The 19,007-nt window shown below is 40.2% G+C and carries 16 protein-coding genes and 1 pseudogene; 2 read left to right on the top strand and 15 right to left on the bottom strand.

Features of this window, described 5'->3' with window-relative positions; translation table 11 throughout:
- The first annotated feature begins 152 nt into the window (after window positions 1–152).
- Window positions 153–1,223, top strand: a complete 1,071-nt coding sequence (locus Q4561_RS03175; protein WP_032094226.1) for a hypothetical protein — start codon at window positions 153–155, stop codon at window positions 1,221–1,223.
- 409 nt (window positions 1,224–1,632) lie between these two features.
- On the opposite strand, the pseudogene Q4561_RS03170 reads toward Q4561_RS03175, so the two are convergent.
- The 6 genes and pseudogenes from Q4561_RS03170 to Q4561_RS03145 all read right to left on the bottom strand — a co-directional run.
- Window positions 1,633–2,307, bottom strand: a pseudogene (locus Q4561_RS03170) (APC family permease); the annotation flags it as partial.
- Window positions 2,308–2,402: 95 nt separating this feature from the next.
- The gene (locus tag Q4561_RS03165) at window positions 2,403–3,143 is read right to left on the bottom strand and encodes a MauE/DoxX family redox-associated membrane protein (protein WP_032094219.1); all 741 of its coding nucleotides are present in this window, start codon (window positions 3,141–3,143) and stop codon (window positions 2,403–2,405) included.
- A gap of 46 nt (window positions 3,144–3,189) precedes the next feature.
- Complete coding sequence (locus Q4561_RS03160) at window positions 3,190–3,699, bottom strand: DUF305 domain-containing protein (RefSeq protein ID WP_032094218.1); 510 nt, start codon at window positions 3,697–3,699, stop codon at window positions 3,190–3,192.
- A gap of 21 nt (window positions 3,700–3,720) precedes the next feature.
- Window positions 3,721–4,137, bottom strand: coding sequence for a hypothetical protein (locus Q4561_RS03155; protein WP_032094217.1), 417 nt, complete (start codon window positions 4,135–4,137; stop codon window positions 3,721–3,723).
- 22 nt (window positions 4,138–4,159) lie between these two features.
- Complete coding sequence (locus tag Q4561_RS03150; protein ID WP_303457533.1) at window positions 4,160–4,909, bottom strand: copper resistance protein B; 750 nt, start codon at window positions 4,907–4,909, stop codon at window positions 4,160–4,162.
- 10 nt (window positions 4,910–4,919) lie between these two features.
- On the bottom strand, window positions 4,920–6,740 hold the full coding sequence (locus tag Q4561_RS03145; protein WP_032094215.1) for a copper resistance system multicopper oxidase: 1,821 nt from the start codon (window positions 6,738–6,740) through the stop codon (window positions 4,920–4,922).
- Window positions 6,741–7,691: 951 nt separating this feature from the next.
- Here Q4561_RS03145 and Q4561_RS03140 point away from each other — a divergent pair.
- Window positions 7,692–8,147 (top strand): hypothetical protein, encoded by a 456-nt coding sequence (locus Q4561_RS03140; RefSeq protein WP_303457531.1) that lies wholly within the window; start codon window positions 7,692–7,694, stop codon window positions 8,145–8,147.
- Between the two features lie 215 nt (window positions 8,148–8,362).
- Here Q4561_RS03140 and Q4561_RS03135 read toward each other — a convergent pair whose 3' ends face one another.
- The 9 genes from Q4561_RS03135 to Q4561_RS03095 form a co-directional block, all read right to left on the bottom strand.
- On the bottom strand, window positions 8,363–10,603 hold the full coding sequence (locus tag Q4561_RS03135) for a DUF5916 domain-containing protein (protein WP_303457529.1): 2,241 nt from the start codon (window positions 10,601–10,603) through the stop codon (window positions 8,363–8,365).
- Between the two features lie 133 nt (window positions 10,604–10,736).
- Entirely contained in the window at window positions 10,737–11,132 is a 396-nt protein-coding gene (locus Q4561_RS03130; protein WP_303457527.1) for a diacylglycerol kinase, read from the bottom strand.
- Complete coding sequence (locus Q4561_RS03125; protein WP_303457526.1) at window positions 11,122–12,786, bottom strand: phosphoethanolamine transferase; 1,665 nt, start codon at window positions 12,784–12,786, stop codon at window positions 11,122–11,124. The genes Q4561_RS03130 and Q4561_RS03125 overlap by 11 nt, the downstream gene beginning before the upstream one ends.
- A gap of 12 nt (window positions 12,787–12,798) precedes the next feature.
- Complete coding sequence (locus Q4561_RS03120; protein ID WP_303457525.1) at window positions 12,799–14,406, bottom strand: hypothetical protein; 1,608 nt, start codon at window positions 14,404–14,406, stop codon at window positions 12,799–12,801.
- 119 nt (window positions 14,407–14,525) lie between these two features.
- Window positions 14,526–15,278 carry a hypothetical protein gene (locus Q4561_RS03115; RefSeq protein WP_303457524.1) on the bottom strand — a complete coding sequence of 251 codons (753 nt, stop codon included), beginning with the start codon at window positions 15,276–15,278 and terminating at the stop codon, window positions 14,526–14,528.
- A gap of 156 nt (window positions 15,279–15,434) precedes the next feature.
- The gene (locus Q4561_RS03110; RefSeq protein ID WP_303457523.1) at window positions 15,435–15,818 is read right to left on the bottom strand and encodes a YkvA family protein; all 384 of its coding nucleotides are present in this window, start codon (window positions 15,816–15,818) and stop codon (window positions 15,435–15,437) included.
- Window positions 15,819–15,945: 127 nt separating this feature from the next.
- Window positions 15,946–17,364, bottom strand: coding sequence for a HAMP domain-containing sensor histidine kinase (locus Q4561_RS03105; protein ID WP_303457522.1), 1,419 nt, complete (start codon window positions 17,362–17,364; stop codon window positions 15,946–15,948).
- Window positions 17,361–18,032, bottom strand: a complete 672-nt coding sequence (locus Q4561_RS03100; protein WP_303457521.1) for a response regulator transcription factor — start codon at window positions 18,030–18,032, stop codon at window positions 17,361–17,363. The genes Q4561_RS03105 and Q4561_RS03100 overlap by 4 nt, the downstream gene beginning before the upstream one ends.
- A gap of 178 nt (window positions 18,033–18,210) precedes the next feature.
- Entirely contained in the window at window positions 18,211–19,005 is a 795-nt protein-coding gene (locus Q4561_RS03095) for a DUF3108 domain-containing protein (RefSeq protein WP_303457520.1), read from the bottom strand.
- Window positions 19,006–19,007 lie beyond the last annotated feature (2 nt).

The raw sequence follows: 19,007 nt of genomic DNA, 5'->3' as shown, positions 1-19,007 counted from the left end.
TAAGTTGTTAAGCTCACAAGGAAAAAAGCGTGCTGATATCCAGATATCTTGATGAACCATGCCCCAAGTGCGGTGTTACAGGAAAGTATGGGAACGTCAATGTCAGTAGAAACATCCTAAATAGAGGGTGTAATAGTTGTGGAGAACGGACAATGTTCCCTCTCCCAGATATTCGAAAAAAGATAATTTATCTTGATCAGTTTTTTCTGTCTCATGCTTTTAGGGATCAAGAGCGATCATTTATAGATGCGGCCAATCGCATAAAAGACATGGCTGCTAGGCAATTAGTTGTATGTCCATATTCATCCGTTCATACAGACGAAACGCACTTGTGGAGACACGAGCAACAAGAAAACCTCTATAAATTCATAAAGCAAACTGCACGCGGCTATAAATTTAGAGAAGCCTACGAGATCAAGCTGGAACAAATGCATCGATTATTTGACGCATTTAGGTCCAATTCAGAAATTATTCAACCTATCGAAGAGCGCGATGCATTTCGCGATGAAATCCATGGATGGGATGATTATATTTGGATCGATTTACGTCCCTACTTGGGAGACTTAGAGGCTATGCGACAAGGAAAGGCTGCTGCAATCGAAGGTCTGGTAAATCTGTTCCCGGACTGGGCAAAACTGACAACTTCCTTCGAAGAAGATGTAAGTATGGAGGCCAGAGGATACGGGATATCTTTGCTTAATCAGTATTTGCAGATGGTTGCCAATGTTGGAACTGGAAACCTGATGAGTTATATGGATGCCCCAATGGACACGATGTACGTAGAATCGCTACTTCATTGTGATAGAACAACCATGAAAATTGATGAGCGATTAAGAAGAATAAGCGCATTTTTTTCATCGCATTATTTTACAAGCATTCCAAATATAAAGGTTTCGTGTGGAATCTTTGCGGTTTTACGAAAGATGGTCAAGAACGGAGCATACACTAACCCCATCAATGCACGCCGGAAACTGGCTGGACTATTCTATGATTCTGAGTGCATTTCTGTTTTCGGTCCTTACAGCGATGCAATTTTTATAGACAGGGCCATGAAGCAATGGTGCGAGAACCCTGAATCAATGCTTTTAGAACCTTATGATACAAAGATATTTTCTGTAGGAAACTGGGATGAGTTTCACAGGTATCTAGATTCTGTGGAAGACAACTATACAGATGATGTGCGTGAAGCAATTAATTTGGTATATCCGGGAATTTATGCTTAATAAGTCAATCAATAGCTTGTACGACGCAGGACAGCCATACCGGATGTCGATTATTAAGGCGTTTAATGTCCATTGTTTGCCTATCGAGGACTCAGGTTTGTTTGAGCTTAATATGTTATCAATGGAATGACGTTCAGCATTCTTTTCTCGGTCAGTTAAAAAATTAAACGTATTGTTATAAGTAGTCATCATAAAATGGCATTTTATAAAAATGAACGTAAGGTGAATCTGAATCGCTACTTTCAACAACTACACCATAGTGGGCTAAAACGCTATCGTAAAGCCTCATAACTCGTTCGAAAGGTTCAAACGAAGGCCAATTAGGATAGTCTTCATCAAGTGCGTTAAGAGAGTTAACCAACTCGAAAAAATAAGGTGTGAACCAGCTTTTATCCAATGCTGCTCTTACATTTGGTACCACCTCGTCGCCGCTATTGGTGATAGTTGTAAATCCTTTGTAGGCTAAAATTGCCAAAGCGGTCCCAGCTAAAAATCCACTAGCAGAGGAATTTTCACTTACATCAGCGCTAGCGGGTTGAAAAGCAAACCCTGCTGCCCAGAGTGCTACAAGGGCGAAAATTAATATGCCACCAATTTTCAAAACGGCTGTAACCTTGGATACACTTCCAATTACCTTGTTACCCGCAACATTTACAACAAATGCAAAAATGATGAGTCCGATAGCTAGTATCGGGACTAATATGCTATTTTCTTGCACATCAAATAACTGAAGGGTGTATGTGCCAAACGTTCGGGCCACCAGACTTTCATTGATAATCATTGAAAGTGCCATTAATAATGCGGCACCTCCGGTCACGGCACTTGGTCCATAGGCCTTTTTTAATATCATTGCGATCCCGCCCGCAGATGGATATTTGTTTGAAACCTTGATGTAACTGTAGGCACTAAATCCACTAATGATGGCGGCTATGATGAATGCAAGCGGGAAAAGCGAACCTGCATATTCCGCGACTTGACCGGTGAGCGCAAATATTCCTGCTCCAATCATTACACCAGTGCCCATCGCTATTGTACCGGTTAAACTTAAGCTTCCTTTTTCATAATCTTCGTTGTGAGAACTCATTGTAAATATTCCTTAAAATGCGGTTTAAGAAAGACTATTTTGTGGAGACACAAATCTATTTTGTTTTTAAAGCTTTAAATATGTCTCCACCGTCTTTAAATCATTGCGGTTGAGAGCATCCATAACCCTGCGGCAATCATAAAGAGATTTTCTGTGAGTGATACAAAGCCAAGCGGTACGTTACTATCACCGCCCACGCATGCACATTTGAGTTCACGCTTATCAATATACACCGCTTTGAATACTGAAACCGCGCCTACTGTCCCGATAAATAGAGAGACAGGGCCAACGAGATAACCAGACAGGCCTGCGAGCATTCCGATTCCAGCGAACGCTTCGGCAAAGGGGTAAATGTAGCCGTAGCGTATATTCCTCATAGCGAGTAAGTCATAGGTGATGAAGGAGTTCGTAAAACTATAGAGATCTTTAAGCTTTTGAATCGCTAATAAGCTCATGCTAAATGCAACAAATAATTCTATAACTTGAATGAAAAAATTGCTTTGAACAAAGGCATATGCGATTGCTAGTGCCATTAACAATGCAACTGAAAATATTGCAATGACAGGTGTATAGGTGGTGCCCGTTTGTCCTGCTTCCCCTAAATCAAAATATTCACGTAGATCGTCATACCCTCCGATTCTTTCTCCATTGATAAACGTTTGAGGGGTTGTTTCTACTTCGTGTTCGTTTTTGAACTTATCGGTTTCTTCACGACTTGCTAGCTTGTGGTCCTCTACTTGATACCCTTCTCGTTCCAGTAGGTCTTTAGATCGCAAGCCATAGGGACAAATGTGTTCATCTGTATGCATTCGATATAATTTTGCTCTTAATTCCATGGTCTTCTCCTAACTATAAGTAATTTGTAATTTTCCAATGGCGTGTCTATTTTTGACTGAAATCCGGTACTTGACGACTTTCAACTTCAGCTTCAGTTTTTACTTCACCATTCTTCTCTATGTCCTCTAGTAACCATTTCATTTCCTTGATTTCTCGCTCTTGCGCCGCAATGATTTCGTTTGCTAGCTTGAGGACTCGCTTATCTGAGATATTGGCTCGCTCGCTAGTTAAAATCGCAATAGAGTGATGCGGTATCATTGCTTTCATCCATGCTTCATCAGCGATGGTTGATTGAGAGCGGACTAAGTACAGTGAGATCACAAAGATGAGTCCGCTACCTAGCAAAATTGTCCAATTCTTGGCTTTGTTCTCATACATGTTAAGCATAAATAGCAACATAATGATTGCCATTATTGAGCCCATATAGATAGCCATGTAAAACCGCGTTTCGCTAAAAAAAATGTGGTCAAATGCATATGTATTGAAATACATCATTAACAGCATGGCCGCAGTTGATGTAAAGATCATTGCTAAAAATTTTGTATATTTAGTCATCACGTTATCCTGTCTGTCCTTCTAGGACTGATTCATTGTTTTAAATATTAGAGAGGCCGAACAGCTAACAAGCAAAAAGCCCGTCATTGCCTCCAAACCTGATAAGAAATTTAAATGCCCAATTGGCTCTAGTTGAGCTAATCCTAAGGTGGTTAAGTTAATGAGTGAGAAGTAATAAATTTCAATAAAATAAAGAGAACTTGATCCCTGCAAATCGCCTAGACCGATCTCTATAGATAACAGAAACCCTACGGCGAACCAAAAGGCAGCTATCAACTGGCTAAAGGTTATGCCATAAACTACTGCAATGAGCTTTAAGTATGCAGAAAGGTCTGAGCTAACAACGTAATTTTTTAACGCTCTGAGGCTTAAAAAATGACTCGTCGTAGCGAGGCCTATTGCCACTAAAGCTATCATCAACTGAATAATTACTTCCATTGATTGCTCCTTTTAAAAGCGCTTAAAACCAGAATCGAGCACCCACCACGAAACCAGTTTCACTTACCGACTCACCCTTGTTTCGAGCAATATCAGCGCTATTACCGAGACTCCGACTCCAATAAATGCCTGCGTATGGTGCAAACTCTCTTGCAAACTCATAGCGATATCGCAAACCTAAACGTATCGAATTGAGGCCAGAGGGGCGGTCAAACCTTTCAGATTCTGAAAGCGAACCAGCAAGGGCAAGTCTCGGTTGTAAGAATGACGTTTGGGTTACTCTTATTTCATATTCGGCTTCTACTGAGAAACTGACATCACCATCCTCATTAATCACAATGGAGTTATCCATTTCGAATTGATAAGGAGCAACCCCATACAAGCTAATGACGGCATAGTTCTCCATACTCGTATCGCTACTTAGCAGTCCTCTTGTGCCAATACCGGCTTGAAATTCCCAAAATGGCGCAATTAATTTACTAGCAAGGAGCTCAGCTCGCTCTAAATCTGTTGGTTCGCCATCATCTTGCTTGTTTTCGCCTTCACTTTTGAAGTAAAGGCGATAGGTATCACCGCCGTACCATCCGATCATGTCCCACACTCCGATGTTTTCTTCATCGTTTGTACGTGTATATTCAAAACGGTCAAATAAAATCATGCCCGTGTTGTACTGTTCGACTGGTTTTGGCCAATCTGATGGAATCTCTTGCGCATTAGACGATGCGCAAAGACCAATTAGTAAAGTACTGAAAATTTTAGACGTGTTTTTCATATAATTTCCCCTACGAGACCGATACGATTCTGAACATGCCCGCATCCATGTGATAGAGCAGGTGACAATGGAATGCCCAATTTCCGGGGGCATCTGCGCTTATCAAGAGCGACACTTTTTCGCTGGGTTTTAAACTTATCGTATGTTTTCGGGGGGGCGGATAATTCCCGTTTTCTAACTCCATCCACATACCGTGTAAGTGGATTGGATGGTTCATCATAGAATCGTTCACTAAAATCAAACGAATTCGTTCGCCATACCTAAAATGAATAGGGCCATCGACTTCGTTAAATTTGAGTCCATCAAACGACCACATATAACGTTCCATATTGCCAGTAAGATGTAATTCAATAGTTTGGGTCGGCTCTCTGGTGTCGGGCCATTCCTCAGCGCCGGTCAAGTCGCTATATAATAGTACCCGATGTTTTGCGTCCTCTAAGCCAATGCCTGGCTCATCAAGTCGACTGGTAGGGTTTGTTGCAAGCATACTTGCACCGGGTCCATGACCCTCCTCATCATGCTCAATATTAATATTATCTACCGGGAGTGCTCGCATATGCATCGATGAATGGTCATTCATTGTGTCCATTGATGACTCAGAAGACTCTTCTTTATTCATTGGCTTATTAGATTGCTTGTTCATGCCTTCCATCCCGGCCATATCTGAATTCATCCCCATGGCCGCCATGCCACGCTCTGGCATTTCACGCAATGTCGGCACAGGCGCTTCTTTCCCAAGTTCAGTACTAAGCGTTCCACGAACAAAGCCACTTCTGTCCATGCTTTCTGCAAAAAGAGTGTATGTAGTCGTGCCGATTGGCCTTACAATTACATCATAGGTTTCAGCAACCGCGATTCGAAGTTCATCGACTTTAACGGGTTTTATTGGTTGTCCATCAGCAGCCACTACCGTCATTTCGAGGCCCGGAATACGAAAATCAAAATACGTCATGGCGGAGCCATTTATGAGCCTTAATCGAATGCTTTCATTGGGCTTATAGAGCGCGGTCCAGTTGGTTTGAGCATCTCTGCCATTTATTAAATATGTATATGTGGAGCCTGTTACATCGAGAATATCTCTGGGATTCATCCGCATATTGGCCCACATAGCTCTTTCTTTTACTGTATTAAAAAAACCTTGCTTTTTAATATCGTTAACAGTGTCGCTTATGGTGCGTTGTTGATAGTTGTAGTAACCCTCTGCCACTTTCAAATGCCTGAACACATCGTGTGGATCTTCAAAGGTCCAATCGCTTAACTGAATGACATGCTCCCTGTCTGCACCTATGTCACCGTCGGAAGGGTCAATGATGACCGGGCCTAAGTGCCCCAGTTGCTCTTGCAGTCCCGAGTGGCTGTGATACCAATAGGTGCCGTTTTGTTTTATATCAAATTCATAGGTAAACGTAGAGTTCGGGTCGATACCAGGAAATGAAACGCCAGGTACTCCATCCATGTTAAATGGGAGAATAAAACCATGCCAATGAATAGACGTGCTGTCTGGTAATTCGTTGGTAACATGAATCTTAACTTGCTGACCTTCTCTTAACCGGAGCAATGGGCCAGGTGATATGTCGTTGATGGTAATAGGGCTTGCAACATCGCCGGCAATTTTCTTTTGCTGGCGAGAAATAGTCATGTTGATGTTTTTCCCACTTACTACTGCATCCCCGTAGTTTACCTCTGCAATACTGTTGTCATTTTTGCTATTGCTATAACCCTCTGCGAAAGCCCAAGGTGCTCTCATCTGACCTAGCAGGGCAAAGCCACCAGTGGCATAAGCCGCGTTTCTCAAAAAAATGCGCCTATGTTGCTTCATTCGATTATTCATAAGAACCTCACTTCTTTAGCGATATGTGCGATACGCTGCACTGTTTACATGTTTGTAAGGTAGTAACCTGACAAACTGCTTAAGAATTGAAGTTGATTTTAGGCGGCCTCAGGAGGCTAAACCCCGAGTAGAAATGATAAAAATTGAAGAAATAAAAGTTTGAAAAAGATGGTGCATTGATTGATTTCAAAACAGGTGCAACCATTGATGAAAGGTTAGAGCTCGAGCCTAATTTACACTCACAAACACCGTCACAACACTTACCGTCGCACTCTGTATGATCTTGATGTTCCGAGTGTTCCGAGTGTTGCGAATGTTCCAAATGTTGCGTATTGTCAGAATGATGCTGAGTCGTTGCGGACTCAATGAAGTTGGCAGTTGCGTCATTTTTGTTTGAAGGCTCACATGCAACACTAGACAATGATAAAACAAGCAAAGCGAGGCACGCAGCGCATTTTACAAATGCACCAAGTAATCCTTTATCTGTTTTATTTGCGTTCATAATGTTGCTCAAACCCCGTCAATATCGGGTAAAAAGTTCACATATGTAGGTAAATAATGCAATCAACCTTACAGAAATAAAAAATCGCTCTTCTACAACAAATCAAGTCAAAACGCCCTAAGTCTTGGGAAGTAGAGCACAACTTAATGTCCTTATAGTCACTCTCTCCTAGTCTTATTTGAGAGTAGTGCAAAAAGCAGTCCGACTATGACTAGTCTTGCCTAGATGAAAGTTTTAGCCTCATTCCCAATTGAAATAAGCGAATAAGTGGTGACGTATTCATGGCTTAATTTTTAATTCAAAGTGACCCAACGTGAAATACCATATAAACGAGCGGATCTGACAAATTTGTAATGCAACTGTAATCTAGCCGTTATGATTTTAAGCGGTATTTAATTTAAATTTCTGTCTGGAGCCTTTTTAATCTGTGCGGGATATCGAGAGTTAGTATGAAAATAGAAAGTGTAAGAGATATTTTAGAGTGGACCATCGATTTCCATAAACGACTAGCAAGCTGCCTCACGCATTGCGAACCAAATAATTCTGAGCGCTCAAAAATGGCAATGCAATACTTGATTGCTCATGAGGAGCATTTAGCAGCGCTTATTAAATCATTTTCAGTAAAAGCGGAATCTGGAGAGTTGGAAACGCTCTTTATAGAATATTTGGAAAAGAATCCAATAGTTTTACACGATCATTGCGACGGCGCATTTGAACAAAAGGCAGACTCAGAGATTGCAGCAATCGTAATTGAACAACATCAAGAAGTGATAGCACTTTATTCTTATCTAAGAGAGCAGGCTGTAATCCCTCATCATAAAGAACTTTTGGACAACTTACTGGCACTGGAAAATCAAGAAATTGTGCGGATGGCTCAAGGGTTAAATAGATTTCAGGATATGTGACTCTATAACCCAATCGGCAAAATTGGCGTTTCATTGGAACTACTATTTATTTATTGTGAGGCAACAATCACAGAGTGTCTTTTTAAAACATTTGACTTAAAAGTTTGCAACGCTAAGAAATTTAGATTTAAACGAATTTCGAACGTGTGTAGTGACATTAACGAATAAAAAAGACTAACATGCGTTTTTTGTGTGAGCTGGACAGTCGTAATAAGTTAAAAAGCCAACCTCGTTTTGAAAAATACACCATGGTTATCTTTATCCTTTATCGCTCTGGAAAACAAAGCCCGTCTCGAATTACCAATTATTTCATCCTCAAATTCTCCACCAAAGGTGTAACTAAAATACACAGCGGACAACTTGGTTAAGGTGTACTTGTATCTAAACTGAAAAGCGGCTTCAGAAAAGGTGAAATTGTCGGGACGTTCTTGTTCTAACCTATCACCATCAACATCGATAGTGTTGCTGCTAAGGCCAATCGCCGTGCCGGCAACCAACTCGACCCTTACTCTAAATTCATGCGCTTCAGATAATCGATAATTTAATTTTAGGTCAATTGCTGTTTCCGTAAAGTCAAACTCATCAACGTTATTTCTTCCGCCCCAATTTAACCAACTATCAGATTGATACTGGCTAATTTCAAGTTCGGCAAACAGGCCATTGAATAGTTCTGTATTTAAGCCAGCCGTGGCTTCGTAAAACCGGCCAGACCAGTTCTCTGTGCCAAAGATAGCTTCTGTTTCTATCTGTCCAAACGGGTACTCAGGCGATTCATATACAATTTCTATAGACCAACTATCATCAAGATTCGTTGAGTTAAAGTCACGCGTTAAGTTGTCATCTTTACCCGCGCTTAACCACTCAATACCTACTTCAAAAGCTGCGCTGTCAGTACTTGTGAATTCTGTTCCTATTCCTATTTGTAGCGGTAATTTCTCATTATCAAAGTTTGTTTTGGCCTCAATTTCAAATTTAACGGTAAGCTCTTCGATGAACTCAGAATCAAAATCTGGGAATAGCATGGCATATTCATATTCTAATTGTTTTCGGTCAACTCTTTGTACAAAGCCAGCGTCATTAAGTTCGAGGTCTTTTCCGTATGTAAATAATGTGAATTCATGCAAATGGATATCGTTCTTTTGGTAATTCCCATTTAACCAAAACCCAAGGTCATTCGTACTATCAACTGCATCAATTGAAGAAAAGACAGCGGCACCGCTAAGCTCAAAGTTTTCAGATAACAATTGATAATAATCAATGCCAAGCACGCTTGATTTACGTTTTAAACTGGGTGTATTGACAAAGTTCGCGCTTATACCTATTGCGCCGTCGGTAGTATTGATTTTGGCACGCGTGGCAAAGAAGTCTCTTCCCAGTATATCTTTTTGGTCGCTTTCGCTTGCAATTAATAGTGAATAGGAAGCGTTGCCGCTAGCAAAGTTGTACCTTCCCGCTCCTATAATATCTCTAGCGTCCACATCTTCATAAAATGAGCTGCCGCCAATTCTTGGAGTGTGGAGCAATCTAAGGGTTTCTGGTCCATTGACATCAAATATACCCTGGTTGCGCGTAAAAAACGGGCGCTGCTCGCTAAAAAAATCTTCAATTGCAGAGAAGTTAACAATAAGGTCGTTTGACTCTACTTGACCAAAGTCAGGGTTAAAAGTGATGTCTATGTGTTCGTTTTGGCTGCGTTGCCAAAATATTTCACCGCCGATGTTGTGTTGAGTGTTATCGTCTGCGATCGAATGATTGAGAGAATAGTAGGGGAAAAATTCAAGTGTGGATGTTTGACTTGTTTCAATATCAATTTTTGTAAAGTTATCAAAAAAGCCCGTATAGTCTATGTAACTTGGCTGGCTAGATAAAATACGCAGGCCGTTATTCCCGTGTTTACTTACCAACAATTGAATACTTTGCTCAACATTTCTGCTTTGAAAGGCTAAATTAGTCCAAGGAATGCTGCCTGTCGCTATCCACTGCGTAGGGCTAACCTCAACTGAATAGTCCCATTGTCCATTCCAGTCTAAACTCAGTTCGCTATTTTCATCATAGATGCCGTCAAAGTAAGCACTTTGATGATTAATACCAAATACATAGGCACTGCGTTCATTATTACCTGACACAATATACAAACGCACGTGTTCGTTATCGAACTCATTATCGTTTTCTTGCGCTCGATACACATAACTTTCTGGCTTTAGCACCTTGAGTTGAAAGTGAATGGCGCTTTTGTCGATTGTGTAGGTAAGTTCAAGCTCATTATTGACTTGTTGAAGCGTTCTTGGTTTAACTACATGGAAGATATTGGTCTGATTTTGATATGAATAATTATCTTGTGCTTTTGCGTATCCGGCCGTCCAGAAAAATGTCATTACCAACAGTAGAGATACTGTCGGTAGCTTCATAAATAACGGCAATAAGTACGAAATGTTCAATACAAAAGCAACATGCATCGCTATTCTTTAGCCAATAATTGTTATAGATAACGGAAGAATACCACTCTTATCTTAAGGTTGACTGAATTATTGCTGAAGAAAAACTTATGCATATGAACGCTATCAAACCCGCTTATGCGCACCGAACTGCCTATAAAAAGCAAATGCCAATCCATGTAAACGCTGCTAAAACGAGGCTGATTGAAACGGCGGCGGAGCCTAAATCTTTTGCTAAACCAGACAGCGGGTTTAGCTCTACGCCAATCCTATCCACAACCACCTCGATTGCGGTATTAATTATTTCTACTAACATGACGAAAAGTACAGTCGCTATTAAAATCAATTGCTCTGTGGGCGACGCGTCAATTACAAGGGTAGTGGGTATAGCAATAAGTAATGCAAGGGCTTCTTGCCTAAATGCAGACTCATTTTTTATTAGCCATTTAATGGCTCTGCCTGAGTTCTTTACGGCCAGATAAAGCCGTAGTAGACCTTTTGGCTTTGCGCTCGCATTGAACGTTGAGTTTGTTGGTGTTTCATTCTGCATACGTGTCTCTATTTTCAGGGTTATGAATCTGTCGGCAAAGGCTTAAGATATCTTGTTTACGGTTATAAGTGTTTGAATCAACAGACTGCATACCAAGCAGGATATCAAAGAAGTTATCATGTGATATTGCTTGAGCGGAAATGGTATCAAGGCACTGTTGACTAACGATTTCATTTTGTTTGTTTTGCCAAAACAGCATCGGCACATGCGTTTGCTCTTTCGGTGCAAACGCATAGGGCAAACCATGTAAATACATGCCACTTTCACCCAATGATTCACCATGATCAGAAACATAAAGCATAGCGGTATTCACTTGATTACTATCAGACAAGGTTTGCAGTCGTTGCGTAATTTTGGCTAATACAAAGTCAGTATATAAAATCGTATTGTCATAAGTGTTTATTAATTCTTCGTTAGTACAATGCTGTATATCGCTGCGTTGACAATCAGGCGTAAAGGCTCGGTGTTCAGGTGGATAGCGCCGGAAATAGGTAGGGCCATGCGAGCCCATCATGTGCAAGACAATGAGCGTATTTTTATCTGACGGTACCAAAAGTTGTTCATCTAGATATTCAAGTAAAATTTCATCTATACAATATTCTCCATCACACAAAGGACTTGACATATTTTCATCAATCTCGATTGACTCGACTCTTGCGCATACGCCTTTGCAACCTCCGTTGTTGTTATCAATCCAAGTTACGTTAGTACCTGATAATTGGATGATATCCAGCACATTTTGCTGCGAGCTCGCAACTTGCTTATCAAAGTTTTGTTTATTCAAACGAGAGAACATACACGGCACTGAAACCGCAGTTGCGGTGCCGCATGAATAAACATTGGAGAATGAAACAACACCCGTGCCTTGCGTGTATTTATTGGTGGTTTTATCGTAGCCATTTAGCGAGAAGTTTTTGGCTCTTGCTGTCTCTCCGAGCACGACGACAGTGATACTTCTTTTTGCTTGTTTGTTAACTAAAACTGGCTCTGCGTCGAGTATCTGAAACTCCCGAGGCGAATTATTTAGGGCACGTTTGACGTACTTATAAGAAGATTCATACAATTTAAAGGGAGTTAAGTACGATGTTAATTCTCGATTGTTTCTGCCAACAGCCGCGTAGTTTACGTAAAACAAACCCACTAATATAGATAGCAATAGTGTGGCAATGACGACCATTTTCAACCACCCAAAAGCACTTCTAACAATTGAATGCTCTGCTATTTTAGCGTAGTAAATCAAGCTAGAGGGCAGGAGTCCAAATAATACAAAAAACAGCACTGCATACATATTGAAATAAGACATTGCCTCCGCATGGTCAGTGTCTATTGTATTTTGGATCATGCCATAATCAAAAATGATACCGTAATGATAAGTGCCATAAAACAAAAGCGATGAGAGACATACAGACGCGATCAACATCGGTTTAAGTAACCGTTTAAAGGCAAAAAGACTATGAAAGAGAACGGTCAATAGAAATAGAACCACTGGTACTGACAATAAAAACCAAACATTGTAGTTACCACTTTCAGTTACTGCCTTCCACACCTTAGTGTGAAATGGCAGGTTAAGCACTAGTGCTATGTACGCTGATGTAAAAAGTATCAGTTGATTTGTGCTAAATGAACGGTTTCGGATAGTGTTGAGATATTTCATTATATTGACAGCTTAAAACGAATGTTTGGTGGTAATGCGAAACTCAATACCATTTACATTGGTATCAGTTGAGAGCGGTTTGACTAAATCAAGGTGAATAACTTGAGCATCGCTTGAGTGAGTTGAGTAAAAGCGCGCGCCAATACCTACTGATGCCAAAATCGACGTGTTAACGTTGGCCACGGGACTATTACCAAATGCCTTCCCTGCATCGATAAAAGCAGCGCCTCCCAGTTCAAACAGTTTGTAAATATTGATGTGAGGGTAGTAACGCGCCTCCAATGTAAATTGCGTTGTTCTTTCTCCATGCTGATAATTTAATGGATAACCGCGCACACCCGAGTCATCGCCCAAAGCGACGGGTGAGTCTAAAAAGGGGTTTTTACTTATCGTATTGGCATTTTTAAAGTAGCCTCCCCAATTATCAGTAAACTTGTGAAAGTATTCGGTTGAAAAAGATAATTGCGTTCTGTCTTTGCTGTCCGAATTTGAAACGCGCTCGCCTTCAAAATGACCTTCAAAAAACAAAAAACCGTTGTCTGATGTTTGCATACCCTTTGAGAAAGACATTTGCCATATAGCAGTGGGGGATTGCATGGTATTTGCAAAGTCTCTGCCGATTAATCCAGATACATGCCACCCTAAGTTAAAATCTTCAATTTGGTTAATGAGATTGAAGTTAGTTAGCTTTCTGTAGTTTTTTTGTAGGTAGTCGATGCTAATGAAAGGGTATTGATAGTCTCTGTCTTCAGGCAAAAAACCAGATGACACGATTGTAGGCAAAGGGATATTCGAGAATTCATGTTTCTCTCTTATATAACCAATACCGTATCGTAAGGTTTCGCTGCTTGAATCGCTAAACAACCATTGCCATTGCGCAGTAGAATAAGACTTATCATGCTTATACTGTGCTACCGTCAACCCGTTTTGAAATTGAGTATCAATTTGATTAAAGTTATCAAAACCCAGTTTATAAGCTTGGTGGGTATCAAAACTAACAAAGTCTTTCTTTAAGAAAAATGCTTGAGAGCTACCATCATCATTACTGCTAAGTTTAATACTCGCAGTCATATTTTCGTTCAGGAAAAGCGGAAACTGTGTGTCGAATTTGTAGCCAGTGCGTTGGTTATTACTAAAATATTCAAGTTCAGCGTCAATGCCTAAGCCTAGCAAGTTGCGGTCTTTTATCCCTATCGCGTATTTGTTTATCCCTCCCTTTCTTCCAAAGTCCACCGTTGGCATGAGCGACCAATTATCCCATGTTTCAACGTCTATTTTTTCGTCTTCACTTAGGGTTACCTTTGCTTCGCGGATGTATTTTTGCTTGCGTAGATGACGCTCTAGTTCGTCAATGTCGGGCTGAGTGATGTTGCACTTTTTAATAAAGAATGCACTTTCATTGGCTAACGTTATATCTTTCGTTTTTATATGAAAAAAATTCGCCCAATAATGCAGAAATATGGTTTCAGGGTCGTTTAAATCAAAAATGTCATTAGTCTTAAAACGTAAGTTGGGCGTTTGATTACATTCATTATCATTTGCATCGTTGCCAGCTATTGCAATTGGGGAAGCGCCTATACATGACGCTGATAAAACAATGGGGAAGATTTTAGGATTCATGCACATACCTTATTAAGTGCATGTATGGTAGTAAATGAAACTTAAGACCAGCTTATTGTGTACTGATTGTTCACTTAATATTGGCTATAGATTTGCCAAAAGACGGGCGTTGTTTGGCACTATTCAATACCTTGTTTGTAATAACGCCGATATTCAAAAATTAAGGCCAACGCTAACACGACGAAAAAGAAAATTGATGCCCCAATAGTCCCGATGTCAATGCCGCCTTGCTGATGTGTTTTAGTTAAAAAGTCACCAAATGTTGCGCCAAATGGTCGCGTAAGTACAAATGCAATCCAAAATATCAGTAAGCCTGATACTCGAGTGAAATAATGCATAAGCACACACATGATAAGTAAACTGGCAATTAGTGTTGCACTGACTGCAAATCCGAGTTGTAAGTCGTCGGCAACATAGTCACCTAGCGCGGTTCCTAATGTATTAGCAACCAAAAATGCGAGCCAATAATATAATTCCACAGAAGGCTTGGTGATCACTTCGACCGATAAGGATTTTTCCTTCCAATACCAAAACACTAATATTAGTAGCAGCAAACCTATTAACAGTAATGAGCCAAATAGATACCCGAATCCTAGTGTGCGATCAATAAAATCAGATATGGCAGTACCTGCGATAGCGCTTGATGTGAACGTCAGCCAATATAGACCAGGTGTATATCGTGCTTGTTTCAATTTACATATTAATGCTACCGCAAAAATTGAAAGAAAAAGAATGATGGTCAAGTCGTAGCCGATATTCAGCGTCATCGAGAAAAGATCTGCACCGGTTTCACCTAACGTTGTCGCCGCTATTTTGATGATCCAATACAACGCAATAATTTGAGGAACTGTATTATATAGCTTTGACTGCATTTCTTGCTCTCCAACCTAGGTAGGCTAATTTGAATCGAAGGCTTGAGTCGCCTTTATTTTATCTGTAAGTATAAAAACATTGTCTTAAGAAATGCTGGAGAGAGACTTAATGAGTGCTGAATGTGGTAACTTTTGTATTAATAAAGCATATTTGAGTTAAGCGTTATATAAATCAAAAAGCCATCTCGTGAAAATCCACAAGAAAAAAAGCCATATAATGATAAAAATTGATGCGGCTAAATAATTGACGGGTCTATCCGCAGCCTGACTGGCTTTTAGTCGAGCAGACTCCATTACTTTCGGCGGGGTAAAACGGATAACAAGCGCCAGTCCAAGAGGAATAATAACTAAGTCATCAAGATATCCGATGACTGGAATAAAGTCCGGTATTAGGTCAATAGGACTAAATGCATACGCCGTCACTGAAATGGCCAATAATCGCACTAATATGGGCATATCTGGATCACGTGCAGCAAAATATACCGTCAGAGTATGAAGCTTTAACTTTCGTATCTGTTCTTTCAGTGAATTGATATTCATACACGTTTTACCGTCAAGCCTTACATTTTCAAAAACTTACAACCTGCAGTATTGCAGTAATGTTTAGTTAGACTAGCGCTCCCTAGACAAATGCTGCTGCTTAAAATTTATCTAAAATTAGTGGACGCTATTTCGGTAGTGACAGGTGAAAATAGATAATACCATCTGCAACTTCCGTTCTTATTTCTCCGCCAAGTGCTTTGGTAAAAGATTTGACAATTGACAGTCCTAAGCCAAAATTTTCGGTACTGGTTCGCGAACTATCTTTTTGCCAAAGGGGGTCAAACATGAGATTAAGATCCTCATTGCATAAAGAGGAGATACAAACGTTGCTAATTGATAGTTGAACAGTATTATCAGCTAAAGCTGATATATTAACCTTGATGGGTGAGTTTTTAGGGCTATATGTCACGGCGTTTTTTAATAAATTGGATACGATAGTTTCAAATGCAAACAGATTGCTAGTAATTAACATATCGGCTTGGCTTTTCAACTCAATCCGCGGCAGTCTTTCGCTGAGGCGCATGGTGACTTGTGAAAGGTCGAACACATCATTCTTTTCGAAAGTCTCGTTAGTGTAGCGATGAAAAAGCATTATATTTGATACTACATTTTCAAGTCGTTTGCTAATAGCTAACACATCAGATGTGAACGTCTTACTCAGTGTTGGGTCGTTTGGAAATTTGAGCGTTACCTCAGCTAAACTAATTAGCTCTGCAACTGGCGTTTTAAGCTCGTGAGCCATATCCGATGTCATTCTCTGCTCTTTGAGATAAAGCTTTCGGTTATCAGAAATAAATTGATTAATGCTTTCTTGTATTGGCAAAAGCTCGACCACCTTGTTCTTAAGTTTTACTTCCGCTGTTTTGTCGGCCAGACTGATATGCACCAAGCTCTCCGAAAATTCTTCCAAGGGCATTAATCCAGAGGAAACTGCTCGTTTAACCACAAAACGAACAATGAAAATAACCGCGATGGCAGCGACTATAAAGCTTATATCAATTAACCACGTTAAAAAGTTGAGTTTCTCAAGTGATAAGGCATAAGCCAGTAACATGGGCTTTTGTTTGTTTCCTGTGCGCTCAGTAAGCTTTTGAAAATCAGCTCTGTCATCAGAATCAACTTGAGGGAAAAAGCTATAATAGAGAATTTGTCCACTGCGCCCATCTGGGAGGGTAATTTCCTTGATTAGTTTCGTACCGACTTTAAGCTTTTGATGTTCGAAGGTTGTTGTTGAAAACAAATCCATGGTGTCAGAACGTTCAAATACCTCTCCATCGCGCCACAGTTGATAGTATTCGGGGTCGGCTTTTCCTTTTCCCTCAAATTCAGGCATAAATTCACCCGCAAAATCAAATTCTACTCCATCGGCATCTTCGTCAACTAACGTCGTCAGTAGACTCGCCTTATTGTACATCGCTCTTTCAAACTCACCATGCACCCAAGTATCTATCGCAACATCTGTTATCAATAATATGACAATCATCACAGCCGTGATAGTGAATGACAGGAAGCGAACGAGTTTCTTATAAATTGATGTTGTCATTGAGTTATCATATAACCAAAACCACGCTTCGTTTGGATTGGTAGTTCTACGCCTGCCAATTTCGCTTTTTTTCTAGCCGACGACAAATGCGCTTCAATAGAGTTCTTTGAAACGGCATCATATTGCCCAGCTAAGTGTTCACTCAACTTTTCAGGCGTGACGATTATGTTTTGGTTAGTAAATAAGCATTCTACTATTTTGTATTCATTGGGTGTTAGGTCGATAAATTTGTTACCGAATCGCAATGTTTTAAGCTGCATATCTAATATTAGTCCGGCCAGTTCTACGTTATCAATATCTTTACGCAATGTACCTCTGCGCAATAATGACAATAAGCGTGCATGCAATTCGTCAAAGGAAAAGGGCTTGGTAAGATAATCATCCGCGCCTGTCAGCAAGCCTTTCACTTTATCTTCAGGTTGGCTTTTAGCCGACAATAGCAGCACTCGAGTATCTTTGTGACTGCTTCTTAGGGTTTTTAACACTGTAAGCCCGTCTATGCTTGGCAGCATAATGTCTAGTACAATAACATCATAATCGCCTGTAAGCGCCATGCTGAGGCCTTCTGAACCATCCCCAGTATCGTCCACCGTGAATCCAAGGTTTTGCAAACCAATAGAAATACTTCTTCTCAGGGATGACGAGTCTTCAACAAGTAAAATTTTCATAATTGCCTGATGCCGTTAGCTTTTCATTAGTATGAATGAATTAACTTAAGAATTACTTAAGATATACTGAATATTTTCCAAGTTGGACGTTCTGACCCTGATCATAAGTTTACATCATAATGGCTCAGGCAATACGACGTAAAAGGGCAGTCCCTCAAACTATTTTGTTTACATTAATTTACTTTTCTTCTATTCCGTAGATTACATATTTATCCACTTTTACGCTAGATGCGACTAACGTGGCTTGCTTGTCGCCATCTTTTGCTTGCTCTATTTTCACCGGTAAAAACTGCCTGTTCACATCAAACCATATTGACGTTTCTCTCGAATTTGTTTTTCGAGTACGCACCATCAGTAAAACCTCTACATTACCTATTGGTAGTAGGAGTGTTTCCTGGCCTTTGAATGAAAATGGGAATTGTTCTGTGTTTTTACCGTCCTGAACTGTTAGCTCAACATCGTCTCGAAGGCCCAAGCAAACTAACTCTCTCAAATGATCATAGACAGTCAATGGGTCGAAAACCGATACTGAAAGTTCATCGTCAACGGTGTTTGTTTGCAAAATTGAAAAGCTCGTCGTCTTTGCCTTCTTGAACGGTTTTTTCTTTACCTGTGTATATTGCTCTGGAACTAAGCCTTTGGATTGATAGTTGGTTAGGATACTTTCTTCAGTTTGTGAAAACTTGAGAAAAGCAATTGAAGCATCAACGCGTGAATATAATTTTGTCACACCATCAATAGAACTCAATACTCGCTTTGCATCTCCTACTATTCTTTCCCCATCTTTCACCACATATTCAACATTGTAATGACGTATTCTGCAAGCCGATAAGGTTTGCATGTTAAGAATAGACTTAGGCGCAGGGGGAGTTTGCTTCGATTGACCGTAATTTGCTAAAGCTCTGTTATTCAAAATTAACAACAAAACGAAACACGAAAGTACCAGTTTGCGATGGGCTAAGGTTTTCTTCATAT

Source organism: Alteromonas sp. 1_MG-2023, assembly GCF_030547075.1.
Taxonomy (GTDB): domain Bacteria; phylum Pseudomonadota; class Gammaproteobacteria; order Enterobacterales; family Alteromonadaceae; genus Alteromonas.
This window is presented reverse-complemented; position numbering and strand designations above follow the sequence as displayed.

Bases quoted from the DNA above. Each gene is read 5' to 3' on its own strand.
- Q4561_RS03175 (WP_032094226.1), top strand. From the start codon at position 153: ATGTTCCCTCTCCCAGATATTCGAAAAAAGATAATTTATCTTGATCAG.
- Q4561_RS03165 (WP_032094219.1), bottom strand. From the start codon at position 3,143: ATGGAATTAAGAGCAAAATTATATCGAATGCATACAGATGAACACATT.
- Q4561_RS03160 (WP_032094218.1), bottom strand. From the start codon at position 3,699: ATGACTAAATATACAAAATTTTTAGCAATGATCTTTACATCAACTGCG.
- Q4561_RS03155 (WP_032094217.1), bottom strand. From the start codon at position 4,137: ATGGAAGTAATTATTCAGTTGATGATAGCTTTAGTGGCAATAGGCCTC.
- Q4561_RS03150 (WP_303457533.1), bottom strand. From the start codon at position 4,909: ATGAAAAACACGTCTAAAATTTTCAGTACTTTACTAATTGGTCTTTGC.
- Q4561_RS03145 (WP_032094215.1), bottom strand. From the start codon at position 6,740: ATGAATAATCGAATGAAGCAACATAGGCGCATTTTTTTGAGAAACGCG.
- Q4561_RS03140 (WP_303457531.1), top strand. From the start codon at position 7,692: ATGAAAATAGAAAGTGTAAGAGATATTTTAGAGTGGACCATCGATTTC.
- Q4561_RS03135 (WP_303457529.1), bottom strand. From the start codon at position 10,603: ATGCATGTTGCTTTTGTATTGAACATTTCGTACTTATTGCCGTTATTT.
- Q4561_RS03130 (WP_303457527.1), bottom strand. From the start codon at position 11,132: ATGCAGAATGAAACACCAACAAACTCAACGTTCAATGCGAGCGCAAAG.
- Q4561_RS03125 (WP_303457526.1), bottom strand. From the start codon at position 12,786: ATGAAATATCTCAACACTATCCGAAACCGTTCATTTAGCACAAATCAA.
- Q4561_RS03120 (WP_303457525.1), bottom strand. From the start codon at position 14,406: ATGAATCCTAAAATCTTCCCCATTGTTTTATCAGCGTCATGTATAGGC.
- Q4561_RS03115 (WP_303457524.1), bottom strand. From the start codon at position 15,278: ATGCAGTCAAAGCTATATAATACAGTTCCTCAAATTATTGCGTTGTAT.
- Q4561_RS03110 (WP_303457523.1), bottom strand. From the start codon at position 15,818: ATGAATATCAATTCACTGAAAGAACAGATACGAAAGTTAAAGCTTCAT.
- Q4561_RS03105 (WP_303457522.1), bottom strand. From the start codon at position 17,364: ATGACAACATCAATTTATAAGAAACTCGTTCGCTTCCTGTCATTCACT.
- Q4561_RS03100 (WP_303457521.1), bottom strand. From the start codon at position 18,032: ATGAAAATTTTACTTGTTGAAGACTCGTCATCCCTGAGAAGAAGTATT.
- Q4561_RS03095 (WP_303457520.1), bottom strand. From the start codon at position 19,005: ATGAAGAAAACCTTAGCCCATCGCAAACTGGTACTTTCGTGTTTCGTT.